Source organism: Streptomyces sp. BBFR2, from assembly GCF_044497305.1.
In the GTDB taxonomy this organism is placed as follows: domain Bacteria; phylum Actinomycetota; class Actinomycetes; order Streptomycetales; family Streptomycetaceae; genus Streptomyces.
In genome coordinates this window covers 5,813,427-5,839,186 of sequence record NZ_CP172415.1, presented here as the reverse complement: position 1 = coordinate 5,839,186, position 25,760 = coordinate 5,813,427, and the positions used below count along the sequence as shown (strand labels likewise).

Below are 25,760 nucleotides of genomic sequence, written 5' to 3'. Positions count from 1 at the left end.
CATGCCGTTGGTCCCCCTTGCCTGTGGATCCCACAGCGGGCAGCGCGGCGGCCGCACCACCCCCGCCGCGCGGGCGGCGGGCCGTGTCGGCCGCAACGATTGTGTCGACGTTACGTGCTCGGGCCCCCACGGTGCGCATCTGTATCACTCCATCGGGTGAGGTGGTACAGGGCGCGCGCACGGGCGCGTCCGGACCTGCGCGGATGCGCCCCGCGGCGGTGCGCGAGGCGCCCGGAGCGGGGTGGCGCGGGGTGGCTGAAGAACCGGTACACCACCTGCCGCGCGGGAGGTGTCACCGCCCGGCGCGAGCCTTTCCGGGCCCTGCGCACGGGCCTGCGGGAGGGCGCCGCGCACCCCGGGAAAAGGAGAGGGCGCGACCGGCGATGAAGCCGGTCGCGCCCTCACTCCTTCGTGTGTCCCGTGCCGTCAACGGCACGGTCCACCGTCAGCCCCGCAGCACCGCCCCGGTGTGCTCGGCGGCGGCCGCGACCGCCGCGTCACGGGCGGCCGACGCCTCCTCGGCGGTCAGCGTGCGGTCGGCGGCGCGGAAGCGCAGCGCGTACGCCAGCGACTTCTTCCCGGCGCCCACCTGCTCGCCGCTGAAGACGTCGAACAGCCGCAGCGACTCCAGGAGTTCGCCCGCGCCGGAGCGCAGCGCGGCCTCGACGGCGGCGGACGGCACCGACGCGTCGACGATCAGCGCGACATCCTGCGTGGCCACCGGGAACGACGAGATCCGCGGGGCCCGCAGCGGGCCATCGGCGGCGGCCTCGACGCGGTCCAGGTCGATCTCCATCGCGCAGGTGCGCTCCGGCAGGCCCAGCGCCTTGATGACCCGCGGGTGCAGCTCACCGGCGTGGCCGACGGTCTCCTCCGTACCGCCGACGCTCACCACGAGCGCGGCGCAGCGGCCGGGGTGCCACGGAGCCAACTGGTCCTGACGGACGGTCAGCTCGACACCGGCCTCCCGGGCGACGCTCCGGCCCGCCTCGACGGCGTCCGCCCACGTCGCCGGGTGGCCCTTGCCCCACCAGCCGGCCTGCTCGCGGGCGCCGGCCAGCACCACGGCGGCGCGGCGCGGCTGCGCCGGGAGCGCGGCGTTGAGCTCCGCGATCTCCGCGTCGGTCGGACGGCGGTCCACGGGCAGCCGGACCGCGGGCTTCTCCGCACCGGTCGGCAGGAACACCTGGCCGGTCTCGAAGAGCGCGAGGTCGTGCGTGCCCCGGCCGTCGTTGCGCCGCAGCGCGCCGAGGAGGCCCGGAAGCAGCGTCGTACGCAGATCGGGCTCCTCGTCGGAGAGCGGATTGACGAGGGTGACGGTGCGGCGGCGGGCGTCGCCCGGCTCGATGCCGAGCTGGTCGAGGACGGCCGCCCCCATGAACGGGTAGTTCAGCGCCTCGGTGTACCCGGCGCCGGCCAGCGCCCGGCCGACGCGGCGGTGCAGCCGCTGCCGCTCGGTCAGCCCGCGGCCGGCGGGCGGCAGCGGGAGCGTGGCGGGCAGGTTCTCGTAGCCCTCCAGCCGGATGACCTCTTCGGCGAGGTCGTTCGGGTCGGTGAGGTCGGGACGCCACGACGGCACGGTGACGACCAGCTCATCCTGGCCGTAGACGTCGCAGCCGACCTGCTGGAGGCGGCGGACGACGGTCTCCCGGCCGTAGGTGACACCGGCGACCTCGTCCGGGTGCGAGGCGGGGATGGTGAGGGTGCGCGGGGCGCTGGGCGAGACGATCTCGGTGACGCCCGGGTCGGCGGTGCCGCCGGCCAGCAGCACCAGCAGATCGACGGTGCGCTGCGCCGCGGCGGAGGCCGCCTGCGGGTCCACCCCGCGCTCGAAGCGCCGCGACGCCTCCGACGACAGCTTGTGCCGCCGGGCCGTACGGGCGATGGAGAGCGCGTCGAAGTGCGCCGCCTCGATCACGACATCGGTGGTGCCGCGCACCTCACCGGTCTCCGGGTCGCTGACGCCCCGGGCAATCTCGGTGTTGGCACCGCCCATGACACCGGCCAGGCCGATCGGACCGCGGTCGTCGGTGATGACGAGGTCCTCGGTGTCCAGCACACGCTTGACGCCGTCGAGGGTGGTGATCTCCTCGCCGCCGGTGGCGCGGCGGACGCCGATCGGGCCCTGGACCGTGGCGCGGTCGTAGGCGTGCAGCGGCTGGCCCAGCTCCAGCATCACGTAGTTGGTGATGTCGACGGCGAGCGAGACCGGGCGCATCCCGGCCTTCTGCAGCCGGCGCTGGAGCCAGATCGGCGAGCGCGCCTCGGGGCTCAGACCACTGACCGTACGGGCGGTGAAGCGGCCGCAGCCGATCGGGTCGGAGACCTTCACGGCGTACCCGCCGGAGTTCGGCGGCGGGACGTCCAGCAGCGCCGGGTCGCGCAGCGGCAGGCCGTACGCGGTGGCGGCCTCGCGGGCCACGCCGCGCAGCGACAGGCAGTAGCCGCGGTCGGGGGTGACGGCGATGTCCAGCACCTCGTCGACCAGCTCCAGCAGCGCGATGGCGTCGGTGCCGACCTCGGTCTCCGGGGGCAGCACGATGATGCCGCCGCTGCCGTCGTCCCCCATGCCCAGCTCGTCGCCGGAGCAGATCATGCCGTGGGACTTCTTGCCGTACGTCTTGCGCGCGGAGATCTTGAAGTCGCCGGGGAGGACGGCGCCGGGCAGGACCACGACGACCTTGTCGCCGACGGCGAAGTTACGGGCGCCGCAGACGATCTCCTGCGGCTCGCCGGTGCCGTTGGCGTCGCCGACGTCGACGGTGCAGAAGCGGATCGGCTTCTTGAAGCCCTCCAGCTCCTCGATGGTCAGCACCTGGCCGACCACCAGCGGGCCGGTCAGCCCCTCGCCGAGCTTCTCGACCGTCTCGACCTCCAGGCCGACGGCGATCAGCTTCTTCTGTACGTCACGGCCGGTCTCGGACGCCGGCAGGTCGACGTACTCCCGCAGCCAGGAAAGCGGGACACGCATCTCAGATCTCCATCCCGAACGGCCGGGTGAACCGGACGTCGCCCTCGAACATGTCGCGCATGTCTTCCACGTTGTGCCGGAACATCAGCATCCGGTCGATGCCGAAGCCGAACGCGAACCCGCTGTACTTCTCCGGGTCCACACCGCAGGCGGTCAGCACCCGGGGGTTGACCATCCCGCAGCCGCCCAGCTCGATCCAGCCCTCGCTGGAGCAGGTGCGGCAGGGGCGGTCCGGGTTGCCGACGGAGGCGCCGCGGCAGACGTAGCAGACCATGTCCATCTCGGCGGACGGCTCGGTGAACGGGAAGTAGTTCGGCCGCAGGCGGGTGGTCATGTCCGGGCCGAAGAGCGCCTTGACCATGTGGTCGAGGGTGCCCTTGAGGTCCGCCATGGTCAGGCCCTCGTCGACGGCGAGCAGCTCGATCTGGTGGAAGACCGGGGAGTGCGTGGCGTCCAGCTCGTCGGTGCGGTAGACGCGCCCGGGGCAGACGACGTAGACCGGCGGCTCACGGTCGACCAGCGTACGGGCCTGGACCGGCGAGGTGTGGGTGCGCAGCACGACCCCGGACTCGTCGCCCTTGGTGCCCTCGCCCTGGACGAAGAAGGTGTCCTGCATCTGGCGCGCGGGGTGGTCCGGCACGAAGTTGAGCGCGTCGAAGTTGAACCACTCCGCCTCGACCTCGGGGCCCTCGGCGACCTCGTAGCCCATCGCGACGAAGACGTCGGCGACCCGCTCCATGAAAGTGGTCAGCGGGTGGCGGGCGCCGGCGGGCGTGCGGTCGTACGGCAGGGTGACGTCCACCGCCTCCTCGACCAGCACGCGGGCGTCGCGCTCCGCCTCCAGCTCCTCCTGGCGGGCCTTGAGCGCCTGGTTCACCCGGCCGCGGGCCTGGCCGACGCGCTTGCCGGCCTCCGCCTTGGCCTGCGGGGGCAGGGCGCCGATCTCGCGGTTGGCGAGGGCGAGCGGCGAGGTGCCACCGGTGTGCGCGATCTTCGCCTGGGCGAGCGCTTCGAGGTCGCCCGCGGCGGCGATGGCGGCCAGCGCCTCGTCCAGCCGGGCGGCGATCTCTTCCGGTTTCAGGGCTTCGACCTCGACAGGGTCGTACGACTTATTGGGTGCGGACATCTCTTCCCGTGCTTCCGGTGGTCTGGCTTGGCTTCACTTCGCCTCTTCGATCACAAACTTCGGATGCCGAGCCCGCGCTGTGCCCGCGATGCTTGTGCGCCAAAGGTGCCAAAGGGCAAGTCTAAGGGGACGGGCCGACAGCGCCGGTCCGTGCCCCGGGCGGGCGCCCGCCGCCGCGCGGTCAGGCCATGAAGGCCGGGGTGGCGGCGGGCAGGACGAATCGGAACTCGGCACCGCCCGCGGGGGCCCGCCCGACGGTGATGGTGCCGCCGTGCGCCTCGACGATGCCCTTGACGATGTAGAGGCCGAGGCCGGTGCCGCCGCGTTTGCTGCCGCGCCAGAAGCGGGTGAAGACCCGGCCCATGGAGTCCTCCGGGATCCCGGCCCCCTCGTCGCTCACCGTCACCGCCGTCCCCTCCCCGCTGGTCACCGTGGCCGCCGTCACGTCGATGGTGACGGTTCCCTCGCCGTGCCGCACCGCGTTTTCCAGCAGGTTGCTCAGCACCTGGTCGACCTTGTCCGGATCGGCCCAGAGGTCGGGCAGCGCCCCGCGGACCCGCATCATGAAACGGCCGGGGTCGCGCCCCGCGGTGATCTGCGCCTGGACGTGGCGCCGCACCGCCGCGACCATGTCGATCCGCTGGCGGCGCACCTCCAGCCGCCCGGAGTCGATCCGGGAGATGTCCAGCAACTCGGCGATGAGCCGGGTCACCCGGTGCGCGTCGGCGTCGACGGTCTCCAGCATCAGCCGCTTCTGGTCGTCGGTGAACCGCTCCCACTTCCGCAGCAGGGTGGCGGTGAACCCCTTCACCGAGGTCAGCGGCGAGCGCAGTTCATGGGCGACGGTCGCGATCAGCTCGGCATGGCTGACCTCCGTACGCCGCCGGGCCTCGGTACCGCGCAGCGAGACGACGAGCCGGCGGACCGGCCCGGTCCGCCCGTCGCGCAGGTAACGGGCCGAGACCAGCACCTCACGCCCGCCGAGCAGCAGATTGCGCTCCGGCTGCCCGCGCCGGATGGCGAGACCGCCGTACGGATCGGTCAGCCGCCACCAGCGGCGGCCCTCGATGTCCTGGAGCGGCAACGCCTCGTCCAGGGGGCGGCCGAGGGCCTCGGCCGCCGGGATGCCGGTGATCTTCGCGGCGGCGGCGTTGAAGCAGATGACGGTGGCCCCGGCATCGGCGACGACCAGCCCGTCCGGCAACTCGTCCGGCGCCACCAGCGGCCCGTCCGCCGCCTCGCGCGGCCCCTGCCCCGGCGGCCCGCCGCCCGTCCCGCCCGCTGTCCACGTGTCCATCTCCACCAGCCCCCTCCGGCCCCGGCCCGTCACCCTACTGACAACACCGGCGGGCGGCCGGGGGTTGCGCCGGGCCGCGGACGGGATCAGGCGGACGGGACGGCGCGGCAGCCGCCCGCGGTGCGCTGGGCGCGGGCCGAGGCGTAGAGGCAGACGGCGGCGGCGGTGGCGAGGTTGAGGCTCTCGGCCTTGCCGTGGATGGGCACCCGTACGACCGCGTCGGCCAGGGCGCGGGTCTCCTCCGGCAGGCCCCACGCCTCGTTGCCGAAGACCCAGGCGGTGGGGCCGCCCATGGCGCCGGCGTCCAGTTCGGCGTCGAGGTCGCGGTCGCCCGCGCCGTCGGCGGCCAGCAGCCGCGCCCCGGCGCCGCGCAGCCCGGCCATCACCTGCTCGACGGGGACGCCGACGGCGACCGGCAGATGGAAGAGCGAGCCGACCGACGCGCGGACGGACTTGGGGTTGTAGAGGTCGACGGAGGCGTCCGTGAGGACCACCGCGTCGGCCCCCGCGGCGTCGGCGCAGCGCAGGACCGTACCGGCGTTACCGGGGTCGCGGACGTGGGCGAGGACGGCGATCAGCTTCGGGCGGGCGGCGAGGACCGCGTCGAACGGCGAGTCGAGGAAACGGCAGACGCCGACCAGGCCCTGCGGGGTGACCGTCTGGGAGATGTCGGCGACGGTGCGGTCGTCGGCGTGGTGGACGCGGACACCCGCGGCGTGCGCGGCGGCGATGATCTCGGCGTGCCGCTCCGCCGCCTCGACGGTCGCGAACAGCTCGACGAGGGTGGGCTCGCCGCCGGTGCGGTGCGCGATGGCCTCGCGTACGGCCTGCGGGCCCTCGGCGATGAACCGGCGCTCCCGGGCCCGGAAGGCGCGGCGCGCCAGCCGCCGGGCGGCGGAGACGCGCGGGGAGCGCGGGGAGATCAGCTCGGGAGTGCCCATGGGCGGCGGCTCGCTTCTATGGTTCGGTGCGGGGACGGGCGGGGGCGTCCGGTGAAAAGGCGGCGGACCCGCAGGCCGGTGCCTGCGGGTCCGCTCGTCACGTCGTCAGGCCGGTGTTCAGGCGGCCTTCGGGGCGTTGACGTCGCTCGGGAGCGCCTTCTGGGCAACCTCGACGAGCGCGGCGAACGCGTTCGCGTCGTTGACAGCCAGGTCCGCGAGGATCTTGCGGTCGACCTCGATGCTGGCGGCCTTCAGACCCTGGATGAAGCGGTTGTAGGTCATGCCGTTGGCGCGGGCAGCGGCGTTGATGCGCTGGATCCACAGCTGACGGAAGTCGCCCTTGCGCTTCTTGCGGTCGTTGTAGTTGTAGACGAAGGAGTGGGTCACCTGCTCCTTGGCCTTGCGGTACAGGCGCGAGCGCTGACCACGGTAACCGCTGGCCTGCTCCAGGATCGCCCGGCGCTTCTTGTGGGCGTTGACCGCCCGCTTGACGCGTGCCACTTCTTAACTCCTTGTAGCGGGGCCGTGGAGGTCGTCACACGGCCCGGTTCGATTTAGTCCCGGTCCTGGTCGCGCGCCACCCGGCGGGGGCGCGACGACTCACTTGCCGAGAAGCTTCTTGATCTTCGCGGCGTCGCCCGGGGCCATCTCGGCGTTGCCGGTGAGGCGACGCGTCACGCGGGACGACTTGTGCTCGAGCAGGTGGCGCTTGCCGGCGCGCTCGCGGAGCACCTTGCCGGAGCCGGTGATCTTGAAGCGCTTCTTGGAACCGCTGTGGGTCTTGTTCTTCGGCATGCGCCGTTCTCTCCTCGTCAGTGGCGCTCCCGCTGGCCGGGCCGGCACGGGAGCGTCAGATGTATCGGTTGGTGTCCGGGACGGGTGCCCGGCGCGACGTCCGGGACTCGCCCGGGAATCACGCCTCGGCGGGCTCCTCGTGGGACTCCTCGGCGGGAGTTCCACCCTGGCGCTCCGCCTTGCGGGCGGCCTGCGCCTCACGGGCCTCGGCCATCGCCTCGGTCTTCTTCTTGTGCGGACCGAGGACCATGATCATGTTCCGGCCGTCCTGCTTCGGATTCGACTCGATGAAGCCGAGGTCCTCCACATCGGCCGCGAGCCGCTGCAGCAGTCGGAAGCCCAGCTCGGGGCGGGACTGCTCGCGACCACGGAACATGATCGTGATCTTGACCTTGTCACCCTGCTTGAGGAACCGAACGACGTGACCCTTCTTGGTGTCGTAGTCGTGCGGGTCGATCTTCGGCCGGAGCTTCATCTCCTTGATGACCGTGTGCGCCTGGTTCTTGCGCGCCTCACGGGCCTTCATGGCCGACTCGTACTTGAACTTTCCGTAGTCCATGAGCTTGCAGACCGGCGGACGTGCGTTCGCGGCCACCTCGACCAGGTCGAGGTCGTACTCCTGCGCAAGCTCCAGGGCCTTGGCAAGCGGCACGATGCCGACCTGCTCGCCGCTGGGACCGACGAGTCGCACCTCGGGGACGCGAATCCGGTCGTTGATGCGGGGCTCGGCGCTGATGGATCCTCCTCGGTAGCACCACGCGACGGCCTGGCGGACTGCCGCGTTCTGTTTCGGTGTGACCAACCGCGCCGGTGCATCGAAAAACGCCCCGGACGGGACACAAGGCGGGGCTCCGTGAAAGGGTTCAGGAGCACCGCCGCGAAGGTCTCCGCGGGGCGCAGCCGGACCGTTGACCCGCCAACCGTGAGGTCGGCCGGGTGGGAGATCGGAGCCTCCACTTGTGGGCCGGTCACCTGGGTGTCCGGCCGGTCGGAACACCAGAATACACGAGTCAAGAGGTGACCCCCAGGCGGATGCGGACATCCGTGCGGAAGGCGGGCGTGCCCGTGGGGGCGGCCGGCCGCCCCGGTGGGCCGGGGCCCCGGACTTCACGTCCGGCGCGGGCCGAGGCGCACGAAGGGCAGATGGCGTCCGACCGCGCGGCACCGGTCCGCCTCCTCCCGGAGCCCGTCCTGCCTTCGAGCCGAAGTGGTGCAGCACCAGGCCCGGGGAGGCTCCGGCGGCTGCGGCGCTCTGCCCCAGGAGCCCGCTACGGCCGACCGGTCCGGGACGCTCGGGCCCGGGACGGCCCCCGGAGGGCGTCCGGGGCCGACCACTTAGGCTGGACCCGATCCCGTCCCAGCAGGAAGCGAAGCGCCCCGACATGAGTGACCAGACCCCGCAGCAGCCCGACGCCCCGCACGCGTCGGAACCGGACTTCGACGCGATGACCCGCGACATCGCGGACGTCCCGGCGGTCGAGGTGATCACCACCGTCGCCGTGCATCTGATGAGCTCCGCCGCGGTCAACCTCGGGCTCGCCGAGGAGGGCGACGCGCACAAGGACCTCGACGAGGCGCGCAAGCTCATCCACGCGCTGGCGGGTCTGGTGACGGCCAGCGCCACCGAGATCGGCTCGTACCACGCGGCGCCGCTGCGGGACGGGCTGAAGTCGCTGCAGCTCGCCTTCCGTGAGGCGTCGGTCGTCCCGGACGAGCCGGGTCAGGGGCCGGGCGAGAAGTTCACCGGGCCGGTCTACGGCTGACCGGGCCGCCCGCCGTACGCGAGGAGCCCCGGACCGCGCACCGCGGTCCGGGGCTCCTCGCGTACGGGCCTCTTCGTACCCGCGCCGTCAGTCCTTGTCCGGGGTCGCGGCGACCTCGTCGGCGACGAGGGCGGGGGCGTAGGGCGGGTGGGTGCAGCGGTGCACCGCTGCGGCGAGGGCGCCGCCGATCAGCGGGGCGACGATGAACAGCCAGAGCTGGGTGATGGCGGCACCGCCGGCGAAGAGCGCCGGGCCGATGCTGCGCGCCGGGTTGACCGACGTCCCGGTGAGCGGGATGCCGACGAGGTGGACCATGGCCAGCGCCAGGCCGATGGGCAGACCGGCGAAGCCGACGACCGCGACCTTGTGTGTGACGGCCAGCACCACGAAGACGAAGGCGAAGGTCAACACGATCTCGGCGACGAAGGCGCCGCCGGTGTTGAGGTGGACGGCGGAGCGGTCGCCCCAGCCGTTGGAGCCGAAGGACTCGCTCGTCTTCAGGCCCGGGATCTGCTTCGCGACGAGGAAGAGCACCGCCGCGCCCACGATGGCGCCCAGCACCTGCGCGATCCAGTACTCGACGGCCGTCCGCAGGTCGATACGGCGGGAGAGCAGCATGCCCAGGGTCACCGCCGGGTTGATGTGGCTGCCGGAGATCGGGCCGAGTGAGTAGGCCATGGCCAGCATGACGAAGCCGAAGCTCAGCGCGATGCCGAAGGTCCCGATGTACTCACCGGCCAGGACCACGGCGCCCACGCCGAAGAACACCAGGAGCAGGGTGCCGAGGAATTCGGACAGGATCGTGCGGGTCTGCGTGGTCTCCATGGAGGCTCTCCTCGCGTGACTCCCGAGCTGTCCTCGCATTGTGCGGCCGGGGAGAGCGGCGCGCCCGTCGGGCGGACGCGGCCCGGGGCCGGGCGGAGGGGCCGGCCGCCGGGGTCAGCGGCGGTAGAAGGGCTCCTCGGGCGCGTCCGCGCCGGGCGGCAGCAGTGCCAGGTCGAGGCCGCGGACGAGCCGGGCCCGCAGTTCCTCGTCGGCGGCGAGGGACTGGGCCAGTCGGTGGGCGATGCCGGGGGCGGAGGCGTCCGGGTCGAGTCCCAGGGCGAGGGTCGCGTCGGTCTCGGCGGAGGGCGCGAGGTGGGCGAGGCGGACGGCGGGCTCGGCGGCGAGAAGGGCGCGCAGCGCGTCGAGGACGGCCGGGTCGGTGCGCGGGTCGGCGTCCTGGCGGCCCTCGGCGAGGGCGCGGAGCGCGGGGCCGGTGAGCTGGTAGGTGACGGGCCCGGCGAGGTCGACGACGACGGTGTCGGCCTGTTCGTGGGAGGCGGCCAGCAGCGCCTGGCGGAGCGGGACGGCCACCGGACGGGCGTCGGCGCGCCAGCGCTGGAGGGTGGCCGTGGAGGTGAAGGCGGGCAGCGCGCGGCGGCCGTCGGGTGCCTGGAGGGTGGGGACGGCCATATCGCTGGTCTTCTCGCGGCGCAGCCCGTCGGGGCCGGTCTCGCTCTCGCCGAGGACGGCGACGACGGGTACCAGTACGCGGGCACCGGAGAGGGCCGCGAGGAGCCGCGGTTCGGCGCTCCGGTCACGGTCGTAGGCGGCCAGCGCGGCCGCGAGGGCCGGGTCGGCGGAGCCGTCGTCGTCGGAGAAACCGGGGTCCGGGATGTTCTTCTGCGCCACGGGGCGAGCCTAGCGGCACGGGAGCGGGCGGCCGGGGGCGGGTGCGGGGCCGCGCTTCCCGGGTGGGCGGCCCCCTGGCCGCGCGGGACGGGGCACACCAATTCGGGAGGTATCGATCGTGTCGCTCACGCCCCGTATGCCGGATGTGCCCGGGCAGGATGGGCGGCATGATCAAGCTTTCGCAGGACATCCGCCGGCGGGTCGAGGCGGCGCACATCTGGTACGTCGGGACGGTGGGCGGCGACGGGGCGCCGCATGTGAGCCCCATGTGGGTGGGGCTGGACGGAGACCTGCTGCTGATCAACACCTCCGTGGGCCGGGTCAAGGAGCGCAATCTCCGCCGCGACCCCCGGATCTGCCTCTCCCACGCGGACCCGGCCGACCTCTACGACCGGGTGCAGATCCGCGGCCGTGCCGTCCGCTTCGTCGAAGGCCCGGAGGCGGACCGGAACATGGACCGGCTGGCGCGCGTGTACCGGGGCACCGAGCGGTACGAGTGGCTGGTCCCCGGCGAACGGCGCGTGATGGTGCTGATCGAGCCGGACCGGGCGCGCCGCGTCGCGGGCGTCGAACCGCTGCCCGCGGGGGCTCCGGGGGCGCGGAGGTAGGGGACATCTCCGGGGCGTCCCGCAGGGGTCCGGGCCCGTCGTTCCGTACGGGGCCGGGTCCCTTTCCGTCCCCGGCGGGAGGTCCGGGCCCGGTCGGCGGCTACCGGGTGTGGTCCGTCCTGAAGTCCTCCGTGAAGTAGCTGTCGTGCCGGAGGCGGAACTCCTTGAGCTGCTCGGGGCTGCGCTGCGACATCTCCGCGACCCGTTCGAAGTACTCCTCGCGCGGGGCGCCCGGGGCGAAGAGCATGAGCAGGGAGACGGGTTCGTCGGTGACGTTCTTGAACGCGTGCAGGCCGCCGGCGGGGACGTACAGGAAGTCGCCCTCACGGCCCGTGACCCATGTGTCGCCGTTGAACAGCTCCAGTTCGCCGGAGAGGACGTAGAAGGACTCCGACATCGCCCGGTGGAAGTGGGTCTTGGCTCCGGCGGAGCGCGGGCCCAGCACCCCCTTGTAGAGCCCGAATTCGCCGCCGGTGGACTCCTGGGTGGCGAGGTAGCTGGTGGATCCGCCGGGCGAGGAGACCTCCGGCGGGGCGGTGGCCGGGCGGAAGGAGGCGCTCACCTCGCCCTCGGCGCCGTGGTAGCGGGGCTCGGGGTACCGCATGTTCTCGATGTACGTCATCGTGCGCTCCTTATCGGCAGGTACACCACAAGGGTGATCTGCGCGGCGGGGCGCGGCATCGGGCCCGCGGACGATCACCGCGGGCCACCGGAGGAGGTCCGGAGACCTAGGCGGCGGGCCGGGAGGGCGTGGCGGCTAGCGGAAGAGGCGGGTGGGGTGGCGGTCGCGCCAGAGGGCCGCGGCGGCGGCGAGGAGGGCGGTGCCCGCGGCCGCGGCGGTCCAGGGGAACCAGCCCGCGGGGGCGGTGCCGTGGCTCTCGGGGGTGGGGCCGGGGCCGAAGTGGCGCGCCGTGTGGGCGGCGGGGACCGGCTTCTGGGCGGTGGGCTCCAGGTCGGCGGCGGCTTCGAGGGCGGCGGCCGGGTCGACGGTGCCCGCGCCGCGGTCGTCGTCACGGCCGCCGTCGGGGCGGTCCCGCGCGGTGTCCATGAGGAGCTGCCGGATCTGCGCGGGGCTCAGGCGGGGGTGCGCGGCGCGGATGAGGGCGACGGAGCCGGAGACGAAGGCGGCGGCGGGGCTGGTGCCCCACCCCTCGTAGTAGGTGCGGTCCGGGTTGGCGGTGGCGACCTCGTCGCCCGGGGCGGCGACGGTGGCGTACCAGTGACGGGTGGAGAAGTCGGCGCGGTTGCCGTAGCGGTCGACGGCGGTGACGGCGATGACGCCCGGATAGGCGGCGGGGTACGAGGCGCGGTTGCCCTCCTCGCCGCCGTTGCCCGCGGAGGCGATGACGGGTATGCCCTTGCCGAGCGCGTACTGGACGGCGGCGTCCTCGCGGGGTTCGGGGTGGGCGGAGACGCTGTCGTCGCCCAGGGAGAGGTTGATGACGTCGGCGCCGTGGTCGGCGGCGTAGCGGATGCCGTCGGCGAGGGCCCCGGCGCGTTCGGCGCGGGCGCGTTTCCGGGCCGGGTCGTCGTCCTCCAGGATCACCCGGACCGGGAGTATCCGGGACTGAGGGGCGATGCCGAGCACTCCGTCACTCTTCTCCGGGCCATGGCCGTGACCTGCGATGATCCCGGCCATTCCGGTGCCGTGGACGGCCCACTGGGGGTCGCCGGGACCGGCGCCGAAGCCGATGAGGTCCTTCTCGGGGTCGACCGAGCCGCGCAGGTCGGGGTGGTCGGTGTCGACGCCGGTGTCGAGGACGGCGACGGTGACGCCCTTGCCCTTGGTGGTCCTCCAGGCGTCCTGGGCGTGGAGGGCCTCCAGCGCCCACTCCTGGGCGCGGATGCCGTCGGCGCGGGCCGGGGCGGCGGTCAGCAGCGGGGTCAGGGAGGCGGTCAGGGCGGTCAGCGCGGCGGCGGCGCGGCGCGGGGCTCGGGTCACGGGGATGCCTCCGTGGTGCGGGTGGTGCTGCCGGCCGCGGCGCGGAAGGTGGCCTCGATACGGTCGGCGAGGCCCTTGGCGTCGTGGCCGAGTCCTGCCTCGGCGGCCACGGTGGTGGTGCCGGGGCGGACGGCGTCCGCGGCGGGCTGCGGCGTCGGGACGGTGCGGCCGTCGGCGAACCCGGCGACGGCGGTGACGACGACGGGGATGTCGGTGAGCACCCGCACGGTCCAGGTGGCGCGCTGGTCGGCGCCGAAGAGGGCGGCCGGGGTGCCCTCGGGTGCGTAGGTGCGGGGCATGAGGTCCGCGTCGCCGGTGCGGCTCCTGGCGGCGAAGCGGTGGCGCAGCGCCTTCATGGTGTCCTGGTCGGCCTTGGCGGTCCGGACGCCCACGGTGATGAGGTCGGTGCGGGTCGCGTCGAGGTAGGTGGCGCGCAGTTGGCGTACGCATCCGGCCGGGGCGAGGGCCTTGGTCAGCTCCGGGTTCTCGGCGCCCCGGCAGGAGCTGTCCGGGGCGACGGCGACGCGGGTCCAGCGCCGGTCGGAGCCGCCCGGCCCGGCGCCGAGACCGTCGACGACCGGCGGGAAGAGGGCGTCGACGGAGGCGTTGTGCCAGGCGTCGCGGCCGTTGTCGTACGCGATCTGGGCGGCGGTACGGGTGTCGGCGCCCTCGGTGAGCCAGCTTCCGGCCACCGCGCCGCAGATGAGCCCGGTGCCCAGGACGAGACAGGCCGCGGCGGCGAACGCCCGGGAGACGGGGCGGCGCGGCGCGGACAGCGGGCGGGCGGGGCGCAGCGGCGTGGCGGCCTGCGGCGGCAGCGGGGTACGCGGACGGAACGGGCCGCCGGAGCGCCCCGGGGGCGGGGCGGCGCCCGGGGCCGGGGCCGGGGTGGCCGCGCGGGCTCGGTGCGCGGCGCCCTCGCGGGGCGCCCACAGGCCCTGGCTGCGGGCCAGGTGGTAGGCGGCGGTGTCCCGGAAACCCGGTGCGGCGGCGGGCGCGGCCGCCGGGCGCGGAGGCGCGGTGGGGGCGGGCGGCACGGTGGGTTGCGCCGGTGCGGTGGGCGCGGCGGCGGGGCGCGCGGTGGCGTCCGTGCGCCCCGGGCGCGGGGCGGTGTCCGCCGGGGGCATGACGGGCGGCGCCTTCGGCCGCGGCGGCACCGGAAGGGCACCGTCCGGCCCGCGCACCGGGATCGCCGGATCCGGCGCCGGGGTCGCCGAGGCCGAGGTCCGTACGGGTGCGGGCGACGGCCGGGGCGGCGCGGACGCCGGTTCCGCCTCCGCCGAGGCCGAGAAGACCGAGGCGGACGTCGCCGCGGGCGCGGGTACCGGGGCGGAGTCCGGCCCCGCTCCGTCCCCGCCGCCCGGCCCGCCAACAGGCCCGGCGGGCACCCGGCGCAGCACGGCCGTCTCCTCGTCCTCACCGGGAGGCACGGGGCCGGGCGCGGACGGCTGCGGCTGCGACGGGATACGGGTGCCGGAGGGGCGGGGGCCGTCGGACGGGTCGTCGGACGGGGGCGGGGAGGCGGGCGCCGGGGGCGGGGTGGACGGGGCGGATGGCTGGTCGGGGGCGTGGGCCGGTCCGGAGGCGGAGCCCGACGGGCCGGTGGAACCGGGCGCCGCGGCTGGGTCGGCGCCCGTACCGGAGCCGGACCGCGCGGCAGGGTCGGCGTCCACACCGGACGGCGCAGCCGGGCCCGGGGCGGACGGCGTACCGGAGCTCCGTTCCGGAGCGGGGCCGGAAGCGGGCGGCAGCGCCGGGCCCGGAGCGGACGGCTCGGACGGATCAGACGGCACAGCGGGGCCTGTGGCCGGGCCTGGGGCCGAAGTCGAGTCCGGTCCGGAGCCCGACGACATGGCACGGCCGGTCCCCGAATTGCGACCGGACGACCTGGCCGGGCCGGCGCCCGTACCGGACTGCGCAGCCTCCCCCCGGGCGGACGGCGTACCGGAGCCCTGGTCCGAAGCGGAGCCGGAAGCGGGCGGCAGCACCGGGCCCGGAGCGGACGGATCAGACGGCTCGGACGGATCAGACGGCACAGCGGGGCCTGCCGCCGGGCCGGAAGCCGACGCGGAGCCCGTACCGGGGCCCGGCCCGGAGCCCGGCGGGACGGCGGGGCCGGTCCCCGAATTGGGACCGGACGACCCGGCGGGGCCGACGCCCGTACCGGACGGCGCAGCCTTGCCCCGGGCTGACGGCGTACCGGAGCCCCGTTCCGGAGCGGGGCCGGAAGCGGGCGGGGGTGGCGGGGTGTCGTCGGGGGCGTCCCCGGGTGCGGGGTGGCCTGCGGTGGATGGCCGCGTCACGGGCGCCTCCGGGAGGGATCGTGAGGACGCGGACGGGGCCGGGCCGTCCAGTTCGGCGGCGGGGCGGGGCGGTACGGCCCGGGGCGGGGCGGCGGGCGCGGGGCCGGTGACCGATTCCGGCAGCGGGGCGGGCGGGACGGCGGAGGCGGGGCCGTCCAGGGCCGCGGCGGGCGGCGGGGCGGGGGCGCGGCGGGCCGCGGCAGGGACCGGCGAGGTGCCCGCCGGTACCCGGGAGACGCCTGCCAGGCCGCCCTTCGCCGCGTCCCCGCCGGGGCGGCGCGCGCCGGACGGGCGGCCCTGTCCGTCCTGGGGTGTCTCGCCGCCGGGGCGGCGCGGGCCCGAGGGGCGGCCCAGCCCGTCCGGGGACGCTTCGCCGCCGCGGCGGCGCAGGCCCGGGGTGCGGCCCTTCAGCAGCCGTCCCTTCGCCGACCGGACCTTGCCGCCGCGCGCCTTGGGCTTCGGTGACCGGCCGTTCGCGGACGGGACGGACGGCTCGCCCTCCGTGGCCCCCGCCGGAGGGCCCGCCACCGGCTCCGCAAGCGGACGAGGCGACCCCGGTTCCGTCAGCGGACGAGGCGGTACCGGCTCCGTGAGCGAGCGGGGCCGTGCAGGGTCCGACAGCGGACGGGGCGGGGCCGGGTCCGTCAGCGAGGTGGGCGGCACCGGGTCCGTCAGGGGGCGGGGCGGGACCGGGGAGGCGCTTTTCGCGGGGGACGGCGCGGGTCGGACGGGCGGGGGCGGGTCTGCGGCGTCGAGGCGGATGACGGGGAGGCTCGCCGTGTCGCGTTCCAGGTTGGCCGGTGGGTAGGCCGGGGGCGGAGGTATCGGGGGGCGTTGCTGCTTTCCGGCACACTCGGCCTCGGTGCTCACCCGCGCCCCCTCGCGCCACGCACCCGCCCCCGCACGGCAATCGGGGCAAGGTGGTCCGTATCCCAGTAAAGCGCCGCTGACCTGCTGGTCACGGCGTCCGGACACTCTACGGTCTCCCGTGGTCCGGCCCGAACCCCCGTGGTCCGCCGGCGGCGTTCCGCGCCCCTACCCAGGGGTAGCGGTCTCTGGCAGGCTGCCGCCATGTCCCAGGATCCCGCCACCTCGTATGACGACAAAGCCCGTTACGACCGGGCGACCGCCGGGCTGGACGCGCCGCTGGCCCTCGTCGATCTGGCCGCCTTCGACGCGAACGCCGACGATCTGGTGCGGCGGGCCGGGGGCAAACCGGTCCGGGTCGCGAGCAAGTCCGTGCGCTGCCGGGCGCTGCTGGAGCGGGTGCTGGCCCGGGACGGCTTCGCGGGGATCATGAGCTTCACGCTCGACGAGTCCCTGTGGCTGGCGCGTTCGGGCTTCGGTGACGTGCTGCTGGCGTATCCGACGGCGGACCGCGCGGCACTCACCGAGCTGGCCGGGGACGCGCGGGCGGCGGCCGCGGTGACGGTGATGGCCGACGATCCGGCGCAACTGGACCTGATCGACGCGTGCCGGCCCGCCGACGGCGGCGCGGAGATACGTATCTGCCTGGAGCTGGACACCTCGTACCGCCTCAGCGGCGCGCTGCGGATCGGCGCCCGCCGGTCGCCGCTGCGCCGCCCCGCCCAACTGGCGGAGCTGGCCGGTGAGGTGGTGCGCCGCCCCGGCTTCCGGCTGGTCGGGCTGATGGCGTACGAGGGGCATGTGGCGGGGGTGGGCGACGAGGTCGCGGGGCGGCCGGTGTTCTCGCGGACGGTGCGGACGGTGCAGGCGGTGGCGCGCAAGGAGCTGGCGGCGCGGCGCTGGGAGGCGGTGCGGGCGGTGCGGGCGGTGGCGCCGCGGCTGGAGTTCGTCAACGGCGGCGGTACCGGCAGCGTGCAGCACACGGCGGCGGAGGCGGCGATCACCGAGATCGCGGCCGGTTCCGGGCTGTTCGTCCCGCGGCTGTTCGACAACTTCCGGTCGTTCCGGGGGCGTCCGGCGGCGCTGTTCGCACAGCCGGTGGTGCGCCGCCCCGGCCCCGGGGTGGTGACGGTCCTGGGCGGCGGCTATCCGGCGTCGGGGGTGGCGGGCGCCGACCGGCTGCCGGAGCCGTATCTCCCGGCCGGGCTGCGGTACGACCCGCAGGAGGGGCCGGGCGAGGTGCAGACACCGCTGCTGGGCGCCGCGGCGGACCGGCTGGAGATCGGCGACAAGGTCTGGTTCCGCCACGCCAAGGCCGGTGAGCTGTGCGAACGGTTCGACACGCTGCACCTGGTGGACGGTGACCGGGTGGTGGCGACGGTGCCGACGTACCGGGGCGAGGGCCGGACGTATCTGTAGCGGAGCGGGCGCACCGGGGGCCGATTCGGCCGGCGGGCCGACCGGGACCGGCGGATCGACGGGACCGGCGGACCGACCGGGACCGGCCGCCTCGGGCGCGGGCGTACTCGGGGCCCCTGCGACCGGCGGGTCTGCCGGGACCGGCCGTCTCGGAAGCGGGCGCACCCGGGGCGTCTGCGACCGGCGGGCCGGACGCCTCGCGGAGTGGGCGCACCCGGGCGCCCGCCCCGAGGTGCCCGCCCCGGGACGGGTGACCACCCCGGTCGGCGGGCCTTTCGGGTGCGGCTTCCCGGGAGCGGGCGCACCCGGGAGTGCCCCGGGAAGGCCGCGCTCCGGGCCGGGGACGCCCGGAGCCCCGAGTCCATGGGCGGGCCGCCGGGGCCTGTGCCGGACCTGACCTCGTGGAAGCCCGGGGCTCCGGGCTCCCCCGGCTCCGGTCCCGGCGAGGCCCCGCCGCCGGGCCGCGCGCACAACCCCGCGCGGCCCGGTGGTGGTTCAGCCGTGGATCCGGTCGCGCTGGTCGGGGACGACGGTGGCGTCGGGGCGGCGCAGGGGGCCGAGGACGCCGTCGGTGTTGATGTGGCCCCGGGTGGCGCAGGGGTAGGTGCCGGACTTGCGGGGCAGCGGGTCGATGAACATCGGGTTGATCACCCAGCGGCCGTCGGCGTTGTCGTAACCGCGGCACATGACCTCGGTCTTGTTGCGGTTGATCACCAGGTGGGCGCCGGTGGCGTCGGCGACGAAGGTGGAGTCGGTGTCGGCGTCGCCGCCGCCGAGGGCGATGCGGTGCGCGGCGTCCTGCTTGCGCCACGCCTCGGCGCCCTTGAGGTGGAAGATCTCCTGGTTGATCCAGCAGCGCTTGCCGTCGATGTACGGGATGGCGTCGCCCTGGGAGTCGGGCATGTCGCCGCAGCCCTGCGTCCGGTACGTCAGCTTGTTCTCGTCGTCGAGGATGCTGCGGATGGCGATGGTGTGGGCGCGGTCGAAGCCGATGGCGCGGGACCACACCTCGGTGACCGGCTTGGAGCCCGCCGAGACGATGTAGACGTCGAACCCGGCCTTGCGCAACGTGCGGACCAGGTCCTTCTGCTGGGCGTAGTAGCGCACGTACGCCGGGAGCGTGTGGGTGCCGACCTTGACGGTGGCGCCGACGGGCGCGGCGAGGGCGGCCTTGCGGCCGGCGGCGGCGTACGAGCGGACCTCGTCCTCGGTGTGACCGGCGAAGAGCTGCGGCACCCAGGCGTACTCGGGGACGGTACGGCGGTGGTTCCAGGTGCCGGCGAAAGCTTCCTGCCCGCTCATCGTCTTCGCCTCGGCGCGGATTTCGAGGATCTCGTCGGCGCAGGCGGCGTTGGTGGAGGTGGGCAGCGGGGCGCCGACGGGGACGGAGGTGCCGCAGGCGGCGGTCAGCGCGCGGTCGGCGGCGGGCGTCATCCACTTGCTGGTGTCGCGCCAGTGGGCGGGCCGCAGGATCTTGTCGTTCAGCAGGGACCAGTTGAGCGTCGCGTCGGTGACGTCGTTCTTGGTCATGGTGTTGTCCCAGTCGAACGCGGCGACGGGGGCGCGGCCGTGTCCGTGGGCGAGTCCCGGGTTCTCGCAGGTGCCGCGCGTGTCGATGGTGCGCTGGAGCTTGGCGCGGTTGTGGCCGTACCACGGCAGGTCGCGGGAGAGCTGCGGGCAGCGGGTGGGGTGGGCGGACTCGGCGCGGGCGGGGGCCGCGGCGGTCGCCGGGACGCTGCCGGCGAGGAGAGCGGCGGCGGCCAGGCCCAGGGCGAGGGCGGGTCTGCGCATGGGGGACTCCGGTGTCCGTGCGGATGGAAAACGGCGCCGGGGCCGGCCCCTGGTGGCGTCGGCCCCGGCTGTGACGTGCGACTTTACCCAGCCTTCACACCGGGGTGACGTAGGCCCCCGCGATGCCGCCGTCGACGAGGAATTCGGCGGCGTTGACGAACGAGGAGTCGTCGCTGGCGAGGAAGGCGACGGCCGCGGCGATCTCCTCCGGCTCGGCGAAACGGCCGACGGGCACGTGCACCAGACGGCGCGCGGCGCGCTCGGGGTCCTTGGCGAACAGCTCCTTCAGCAGCGGGGTGTTGACCGGCCCGGGGCACAGCGCGTTGACGCGGATGCCCTCGCGGGCGAACTGCACGCCCAACTCGCGGGACATCGCCAGCACGCCGCCCTTGGACGCGGTGTAGCTGATCTGGGAGGTGGCGGCGCCGAGGACGGCGACGAAGGAGGCGGTGTTGATGATGGAGCCGCCGCGTCCGGTCCGCTCGAACTGCTCGCGCATGTAGGGCAGGGCGTGTTTGCAGCAGAGGTAGACGGAGGTGAGGTTGACCTCCTGGACGCGCTTCCAGGCGTCGAGGCCGGTGGTGAGGATGGAGTCGTCCTCGGGCGGCGAGATCCCGGCGTTGTTGAAGGCGATGTCGACGGAGCCGTACGTCTCGAAGGCGGTGCGGTAGAGCGCCTCGACCTGATCGGAATCGGTGACGTCCACCTGGACGAAGAGGCCGCCGGTCTCGTCGGCCGCGGCCTTTCCGGCCGCCTCGTCGATGTCGGCGCAGACGACGCGGGCGCCTTCCGAGGCCAGCCGGCGGGCGGTGGCCAGGCCGATGCCGCTGCCGGCGCCGGTGACGACGGCGGTGCGGTCCACCAGGCGGCGGCAGACGGGGGTCTGGTCGGTCACGGTCACTCCTCGGTGCTGATGAAGACGTTCTTGGTCTCGGTGAAGGCGGTGAGGGCCTCGGGGCCCAGTTCGCGGCCGATGCCGGACTGTTTGAAGCCGCCGAACGGGGTCTGGTAGCGGACGCTGGCGTGGGAGTTGACGGAGAGGTTCCCGGCGGCGACGGCACGCGAGACCCGCAGGGCGCGGCCGATGTCGCGGGTCCACAGGGAGCCGGACAGGCCGTAGTCGGTGGCGTTGGCGAGGCGGATGGCGTCGGCCTCGTCGTCGAAGGGGAGGACGACGGCGACCGGGCCGAAGATCTCCTCGACGGCGGCGCGGTCGTCGGGGCGGCCGGTGAGGACGGTCGCCGGGTACCAGAAGCCCTTGCCCTCGGGGGCCTCGCCGCGGATGGCGACGGGGGCGCCCTCGGGGACGTAGGACCGTACGCGGTCGCGCTGGGCCGCGGAGATGAGCGGGCCCATGCGGGTGGCGGGGTCGGCCGGGTCGCCGGCGGTGAACGCCTTGACGGCGGGCTCCAGCAGTTCCAGGAAGCGGTCGTGGACGGAGCGCTGGACGAGGATGCGGCTGCGGGCGCAGCAGTCCTGGCCGGTGTTGTCGAGGAAGGAGCCGGGGGCGGCCGCGGCGGCGGCCTCCAGGTCGGCGTCGGCGAAGACGATGTTGGGGCTCTTGCCGCCGAGTTCGAGGGTGAGGCGTTTGGTCCGCTCGGCGCAGCGGGCGGCGATGTGGCGGCCGGTGGCGGTGGAGCCGGTGAAGACGACCTTGGCGACGCCGGGGTGGTCGACGAGGGCGGCGCCGGTGACCTTGCCCTCACCGGGCAGGACCTGGAAGAGCCCTTCGGGCAGCCCGGCGTCGAGGGCGTGGCGGGCCAGGCGCAGGGCGGTGAGCGGGGTGGTCTCGGCGGGTTTGAGGAGGACGGCGTTGCCGGCGGCGAGCGCGGGGGCCGTGCCCCAGGCGGCGATCGGCATCGGGAAGTTCCAGGGGGCGATGACGGCGACGACGCCGAGCGGTTCGCGGAAGGTGACGTCGAGGCCGCCGGCCACCGGGATCTGACTGCCGGTCAGCCGCTCCGCTCCCCCGGCCGCATAGTGCAGCAGGTCGCGGACGTTGCCCGCCTCCCAGGTGGCGTTGGCCAGGGGGTGTCCGGCCTCCAGGAGTTCGAGACGGGCGAGGGAGTCGATATGGGTGTCGACCGTGTCGGCGAAGCGGCGCAGCAGCCGGGCGCGGTCGGCGGGGGCGAGGGCGGCCCATTTCTCCTGGGCGGCGGCGGCCCGCCGGACCGCCGCGTCGACCTCTTCGGGCGGGGTGACGGGGACGGTCGCCACCGTCTCCTCGGTCGCCGGGTTGATGATGTCCAGCTCGTGCGGCACGGGCAGTCCTTACATGCGCTCGAAGGAGCGGAAGCGCTCCCAGTCCGTGACGGCCGCGTCGTAGGCGTCCTGTTCGACGCGGGCCATGTGGCGGTAGTGGTCGACGACGTCATCGCCGAAGGCGTCCCGGGCGAGGGCGCTGCGCTCCCACAGGCCGGCGGCCTCACGGAGGGTGGCGGGGACGTGGGCGGCGTCGCCGTCGTAGGCGTTGCCGGTGCAGGCGTCCGGCAGCTCCAGCTTCCGGTCGATGCCGTGGAGTCCGGCGGCGATCATTCCGGCGACGGCGAGGTAGGGGTTGACGTCGCCGCCGGGCAGCCGGTTCTCCAGCCGGAGGGCGGCGCCGTGGCCGACGACGCGCAGCGCGCAGGTGCGGTTGTCGGGGCCCCAGGCGACGGCGGTGGGGGCGAAGGAGCCGGGGCGGTAGCGCTTGTAGGAGTTGATGTTGGGGGCGTACAGGAGGGTGAAGTCGCGCAGCGCGGCGAGCTGTCCGGCGAGGAAGTGGCGCATCAGCGCGGACATGCCGTGCGGGGCGTCGGGGTCGGCGAGGACGGGCGCACCGTCGTCGTCGCGGAGCGAGAGGTGGATGTGGCAGGAGTTGCCCTCGCGCTCGTCGTACTTGGCCATGAAGGTGAGCGCCATGCCCTCCTGAGCCGCGATCTCCTTGGCGCCGGTCTTGTAGACGGCGTGCTGGTCGCAGGTGGTGAGGGCATCGTCGTAGACGAAGACGATCTCGTGCTGGCCGAGATTGCACTCGCCCTTGGCGGACTCGACGGTCATCCCGGCGGCGGCCATCTCGTTGCGGATGCGGCGCAGGACGGGCTCGACGCGGCCGGTGCCGAGGACGGAGTAGTCGCCGTTGTACTGGTTGGCCGGGGTCATGTCGCGGTACCCGCGGGACCAGGCGTCCTCGTAGGTGTCCTTGAAGAGCTGGAACTCCAGCTCGGTGCCGGCGAAGGCGTGGAGTCCGCGGGCGGCGAGGCGGTCGAGCTGGCGGCGGAGTATCTGCCGGGGCGAGGCGGTCACGGGACTGCCGTCGTGCCAGGCGAGATCGGCGGTGATCAAGGCGGTGCCCGGGTTCCAGGGGGTGCGGCGCAAGGTGGCCGGGTCGCCGTGCATGGCGAAGTCGCCGTAGCCGCGCTCCCAGGAGGACATGGCGTAGCCGTCGACGGTGTTGAGGTCGACGTCGACGGCGAGGAGGTAGTTGCAGCCCTCGGTGCCGTGGTCGAGGACGGTGTCGAGGAAGTGGCGGGCGGCGAACCGCTTGCCCTGGAGCCGTCCCTGCATGTCGGTGAAGGCGAGAACGACGGTGTCGATCTCCCCTGCGGCGACGAGTGCGCTCAGCTCCTCCACGGAGAGCGGGGGCGTGCGGTGGGCCACGGTGTTGCCTCCTGTCGCTGCGGTCGCGAGAGCGCTCGGGCGCCCCGGCCGGAATAAGGTATGCATACGAACCATTGGTTGGGAAGGGGTCGGGGATGGACGGTGCGGCGGATGGACTGGCACCCGTACTGCGGCCGGTGCGGGCGGGGAACGGCTTCGAGGAGGCGCTGGAGCAGATACTCCAGATCGTCCGGCTCGGCCTGGTGGCGCAGGGCGAACGGCTGCCGGCGGAGCGGGAGTTGGCCGAGCGGCTGCACATCAGCCGGGTGACGCTGCGCGAGGTGCTGAAGGTCCTGGCGGACGAGGGGCTGGTGGAGAGCCGGCGCGGGCGGTACGGCGGCACGTTCGTCCGCGTACGCCAGGCGCGTCCGGGCGAGGCGGAGCTGCGCCGCCGGACCGACCGGATCGATCTGGAGGACACGCTGCGCTTCCGCGAGGTGCTGGAGACCGGCGCCGCCGGGCTGTGCGCGGCGCACGGACTGCCGGAGGCGGACGCCGCGCGGCTGCGCGGCTGCCTGACCGCCACCCGGGACGCGCCGCTGACCGACTACCGCCGCTGCGACACCCTCCTCCACCTCACCCTCGCGGAGCTGTCCGGCTCCCCTTCGCTGGCGGCGCAGTACGCGGCGGTGCGCGCCCGCGTCAACGACCTGCTGGACGGCATCCCGCTGCTGGTCCGCAACCTGGAGCACTCCCAGGCCCAGCACGACGCGCTGGTGGAGGCGGTCCTGGAGGGCGACGCGGACGGCGCCCGCGAGGTGGCCCGCGAACACTGCGGCGGCACCGCGGCGCTGCTGCGGGGGTTCCTGACCCGGCCCGCGGGGTGAGGGGGCGGCGCGCCGTACGGGGCGGCGGGCGCGGTCCGTACGGGGCGGCGGACGCGGCGGAGCGCGCACGGGGCGGCGGGACCGCGCCGGGCCGGGCGCCGGGCCCGCGTCCGCAGGGAGCGCCGATCGCGGGCCTCCGTGACGGGCCGGCAGGCGCCGTACGCCGGACACGTCCCTCTTGCCCGGTCCGGTAACCGCCCTTTTCCCGCAGAGGTCTTGCGCCCCGCCCACCAGCCGGGTAAAGGTATGCCGCTGAACCTTTATTCGGGCCGTCCGTCCCGGGCGTCCCGGCCGACCGGCGAGGCAGGAGCGGCTGATGGCCGACCGTACGGAACCGCAGAGCGCACCGCCCCGGACCGGCACCGGGAGTGCCTCGCCGGAGGACACCTATCTGGAGCGGCGGTCGCTGCGGCGCGGCAGCGCGGGCCCGCTGCTGCTGACCGGACTGGGCGTCGCCTACGTCGTCTCCGGCGACTTCTCGGGCTGGAACAACGGCCTGGCCCACGGCGGTTTCGGCGGACTGGCCATCGCCGCCGTGCTGATGGGCCTGATGTACACCTGCCTGGTCTTCGCGCTGGCGGAGCTGGCGTCGGTGCTGCCCACCGCGGGCGGCGGCTACGGCTTCGCCCGCCGCGCGCTGGGCACCTGGGGCGGCTTCCTGACCGGCACCGCCATCCTCATCGAGTACGTCCTCGCGCCCGCCGCCATCTCCATCTTCATCGGCGACTACGTCGAATCGCTCGGCCTGTTCGGCCTGCACTCCGGCTGGCCCGTGTATCTCGCCTGCTTCGTCCTCTTCATCGGCATCCACCTGTGGGGCGTGGGCGAGGCGCTGCGCTTCAGCCTGGTGGTCACCGCCGTCGCGGTGGCCGCGCTGCTGGTCTTCGCGCTCGCCGCGTTCAGCGACTTCCACGTGGACGCGCTCGATGACATCCCGGTGCGGCCGCACGCGTTCGGCGCGTCGTCCTGGCTGCCGTTCGGGCTGCTCGGCATCTGGGCGGCGTTCCCGTTCGGGATGTGGTTCTTCCTCGGGGTGGAGGGCGTACCGCTGGCGGCGGAGGAGACCCGGGATCCGGCGCGGGTGCTGCCGCGGGCGATGGCCGCCGCGATGGGCGTGCTGCTGCTGCTCGCGCTGGTCACCTTCACCGCGGCGACCGGTGCGCGGGGCAGCGCGGCGATCCGGTCGGTCGGCGATCCGCTGGTGCAGGCGCTCCAGCCGCACGGCACGCCGACGGCGGTGAGCCGGATCGTCAACTACGCCGGGCTCGCCGGTCTGGTGGCGTCGTTCTTCTCGCTGATCTTCGCCGGTTCGCGGCAGCTCTTCGCCCTCTCCCGCGCCGGATACCTGCCCCGCTTCCTCTCCCTGACGAGCCGCCGCAAGGCCCCCTACCTGGGCCTGCTGGTGCCCGGCGCCCTCGGCTTCGCCCTCGCGGCGGCCACCGGCGACGGCGCCCGGATGCTGAACGTCGCGGTCTTCGGCGCGACCATCTCGTACGCCCTGATGGCGCTCTCGCATCTGGTGCTGCGGCGCCGCGAGCCGGGGCTGCACCGGCCGTACCGCACACCCGGCGGGATGGTGACGTCGTCGGTCGCCCTCGTCCTGGCCTGCGCCGCGCTGGTGGCGACGTTCCTGGTGGACAAGGACGCGGCGCTGATCGCGCTCGGCGTGTACGCGGTGGCGCTGCTGTACTTCGCGTGCTACTCCCGGCACCGGCTGGTGGCCGCGGCGCCCGAGGAGGAGTTCGCGGCGCTGGCCGCCGCCGAGGCGGAACTGGACCGCGGCTGACCGGCCGCGCC

Annotated in this window: 21 protein-coding genes; 5 read left to right on the top strand and 16 right to left on the bottom strand. The window is 74.6% G+C overall.

Annotation, left to right across the window (positions count from 1 at the left end; all coding sequences use genetic code 11):
* Window positions 1-445: 445 nt before the first annotated feature.
* From pheT to infC, 7 genes are all read right to left on the bottom strand, one after another.
* On the bottom strand, window positions 446-2,971 hold the full coding sequence (gene pheT, locus ACGH2B_RS23855; protein WP_399093513.1) for a phenylalanine--tRNA ligase subunit beta: 2,526 nt from the start codon (window positions 2,969-2,971) through the stop codon (window positions 446-448).
* Window position 2,972: 1 nt separating this feature from the next.
* Window positions 2,973-4,097 (bottom strand): phenylalanine--tRNA ligase subunit alpha, encoded by a 1,125-nt coding sequence (pheS, locus tag ACGH2B_RS23850; protein WP_399093510.1) that lies wholly within the window; start codon window positions 4,095-4,097, stop codon window positions 2,973-2,975.
* A gap of 181 nt (window positions 4,098-4,278) precedes the next feature.
* A complete protein-coding gene (locus ACGH2B_RS23845) occupies window positions 4,279-5,394 on the bottom strand; it encodes an ATP-binding protein (RefSeq protein ID WP_399093507.1) in 1,116 nt (371 codons plus the stop codon).
* Between the two features lie 86 nt (window positions 5,395-5,480).
* Window positions 5,481-6,335, bottom strand: a complete 855-nt coding sequence (locus ACGH2B_RS23840; protein ID WP_399093504.1) for a TrmH family RNA methyltransferase — start codon at window positions 6,333-6,335, stop codon at window positions 5,481-5,483.
* 117 nt (window positions 6,336-6,452) lie between these two features.
* Window positions 6,453-6,836, bottom strand: a complete 384-nt coding sequence (gene rplT / locus ACGH2B_RS23835) for a 50S ribosomal protein L20 (RefSeq protein ID WP_143942134.1) — start codon at window positions 6,834-6,836, stop codon at window positions 6,453-6,455.
* A 99-nt stretch (window positions 6,837-6,935) separates the two neighbouring features.
* Window positions 6,936-7,130, bottom strand: a complete 195-nt coding sequence (gene rpmI / locus ACGH2B_RS23830; RefSeq protein ID WP_040254989.1) for a 50S ribosomal protein L35 — start codon at window positions 7,128-7,130, stop codon at window positions 6,936-6,938.
* Window positions 7,131-7,248: 118 nt separating this feature from the next.
* Window positions 7,249-7,932 carry a translation initiation factor IF-3 gene (gene infC / locus ACGH2B_RS23825; RefSeq protein ID WP_399093500.1) on the bottom strand — a complete coding sequence of 228 codons (684 nt, stop codon included), beginning with the start codon at window positions 7,930-7,932 and terminating at the stop codon, window positions 7,249-7,251.
* A 580-nt stretch (window positions 7,933-8,512) separates the two neighbouring features.
* Between infC and ACGH2B_RS23820 the strand changes: the two genes are divergently transcribed.
* Window positions 8,513-8,893: a DUF1844 domain-containing protein gene (locus tag ACGH2B_RS23820; RefSeq protein WP_384600618.1), complete on the top strand. Its 381-nt coding sequence runs from the start codon at window positions 8,513-8,515 to the stop codon at window positions 8,891-8,893.
* Window positions 8,894-8,980: 87 nt separating this feature from the next.
* Here ACGH2B_RS23820 and ACGH2B_RS23815 read toward each other — a convergent pair whose 3' ends face one another.
* Together ACGH2B_RS23815 and ACGH2B_RS23810 are read right to left on the bottom strand one after the other, a co-directional pair.
* On the bottom strand, window positions 8,981-9,718 hold the full coding sequence (locus ACGH2B_RS23815; protein WP_399093496.1) for an MIP family channel protein: 738 nt from the start codon (window positions 9,716-9,718) through the stop codon (window positions 8,981-8,983).
* 114 nt (window positions 9,719-9,832) lie between these two features.
* Window positions 9,833-10,567, bottom strand: coding sequence for an SseB family protein (locus tag ACGH2B_RS23810; protein ID WP_399093493.1), 735 nt, complete (start codon window positions 10,565-10,567; stop codon window positions 9,833-9,835).
* Window positions 10,568-10,734: 167 nt separating this feature from the next.
* Between ACGH2B_RS23810 and ACGH2B_RS23805 the strand changes: the two genes are divergently transcribed.
* Window positions 10,735-11,175, top strand: coding sequence for a PPOX class F420-dependent oxidoreductase (locus ACGH2B_RS23805; RefSeq protein ID WP_399093490.1), 441 nt, complete (start codon window positions 10,735-10,737; stop codon window positions 11,173-11,175).
* 100 nt (window positions 11,176-11,275) lie between these two features.
* Here the strand turns inward: ACGH2B_RS23805 and ACGH2B_RS23800 are convergent, their stop codons facing one another.
* The 3 genes from ACGH2B_RS23800 to ACGH2B_RS23790 all read right to left on the bottom strand — a co-directional run bounded on the left by ACGH2B_RS23800 (window position 11,276) and on the right by ACGH2B_RS23790 (window position 14,244).
* Entirely contained in the window at window positions 11,276-11,797 is a 522-nt protein-coding gene (locus ACGH2B_RS23800) for a cupin domain-containing protein (protein ID WP_399093487.1), read from the bottom strand.
* A gap of 135 nt (window positions 11,798-11,932) precedes the next feature.
* Window positions 11,933-13,117 (bottom strand): type VII secretion-associated serine protease mycosin, encoded by a 1,185-nt coding sequence (gene mycP, locus ACGH2B_RS23795; RefSeq protein ID WP_399093484.1) that lies wholly within the window; start codon window positions 13,115-13,117, stop codon window positions 11,933-11,935.
* On the bottom strand, window positions 13,114-14,244 hold the full coding sequence (locus ACGH2B_RS23790; protein ID WP_399093481.1) for a hypothetical protein: 1,131 nt from the start codon (window positions 14,242-14,244) through the stop codon (window positions 13,114-13,116). Before ACGH2B_RS23790 ends, mycP begins: the two co-directional genes overlap by 4 nt.
* 2,247 nt (window positions 14,245-16,491) lie before the next feature.
* On the opposite strand from ACGH2B_RS23790, the gene ACGH2B_RS23785 reads away from it, so the two are divergent.
* Window positions 16,492-17,706: an amino acid deaminase/aldolase gene (locus tag ACGH2B_RS23785; protein ID WP_399093478.1), complete on the top strand. Its 1,215-nt coding sequence runs from the start codon at window positions 16,492-16,494 to the stop codon at window positions 17,704-17,706.
* A 495-nt stretch (window positions 17,707-18,201) separates the two neighbouring features.
* On the opposite strand, the gene ACGH2B_RS23780 is transcribed toward ACGH2B_RS23785, so the two are convergent.
* The 4 genes from ACGH2B_RS23780 to ACGH2B_RS23765 all read right to left on the bottom strand — a co-directional run bounded on the left by ACGH2B_RS23780 (window position 18,202) and on the right by ACGH2B_RS23765 (window position 23,136).
* Window positions 18,202-19,497 (bottom strand): haloacid dehalogenase-like hydrolase, encoded by a 1,296-nt coding sequence (locus ACGH2B_RS23780; protein WP_399093475.1) that lies wholly within the window; start codon window positions 19,495-19,497, stop codon window positions 18,202-18,204.
* Window positions 19,498-19,591: 94 nt separating this feature from the next.
* Window positions 19,592-20,392, bottom strand: a complete 801-nt coding sequence (locus tag ACGH2B_RS23775; protein ID WP_399093472.1) for a 3-oxoacyl-ACP reductase — start codon at window positions 20,390-20,392, stop codon at window positions 19,592-19,594.
* A gap of 2 nt (window positions 20,393-20,394) precedes the next feature.
* A complete protein-coding gene (locus ACGH2B_RS23770; protein WP_399093469.1) occupies window positions 20,395-21,759 on the bottom strand; it encodes an aldehyde dehydrogenase family protein in 1,365 nt (454 codons plus the stop codon).
* A gap of 9 nt (window positions 21,760-21,768) precedes the next feature.
* Window positions 21,769-23,136 (bottom strand): glutamine synthetase family protein, encoded by a 1,368-nt coding sequence (locus ACGH2B_RS23765; protein WP_399093466.1) that lies wholly within the window; start codon window positions 23,134-23,136, stop codon window positions 21,769-21,771.
* 95 nt (window positions 23,137-23,231) lie between these two features.
* On the opposite strand from ACGH2B_RS23765, the gene ACGH2B_RS23760 reads away from it, so the two are divergent.
* Both ACGH2B_RS23760 and eat read left to right on the top strand, forming a co-directional pair.
* On the top strand, window positions 23,232-23,963 hold the full coding sequence (locus ACGH2B_RS23760) for a FadR/GntR family transcriptional regulator (protein WP_399093463.1): 732 nt from the start codon (window positions 23,232-23,234) through the stop codon (window positions 23,961-23,963).
* A gap of 316 nt (window positions 23,964-24,279) precedes the next feature.
* Window positions 24,280-25,749, top strand: coding sequence for an ethanolamine permease (gene eat, locus ACGH2B_RS23755; protein WP_399093460.1), 1,470 nt, complete (start codon window positions 24,280-24,282; stop codon window positions 25,747-25,749).
* Window positions 25,750-25,760 lie beyond the last annotated feature (11 nt).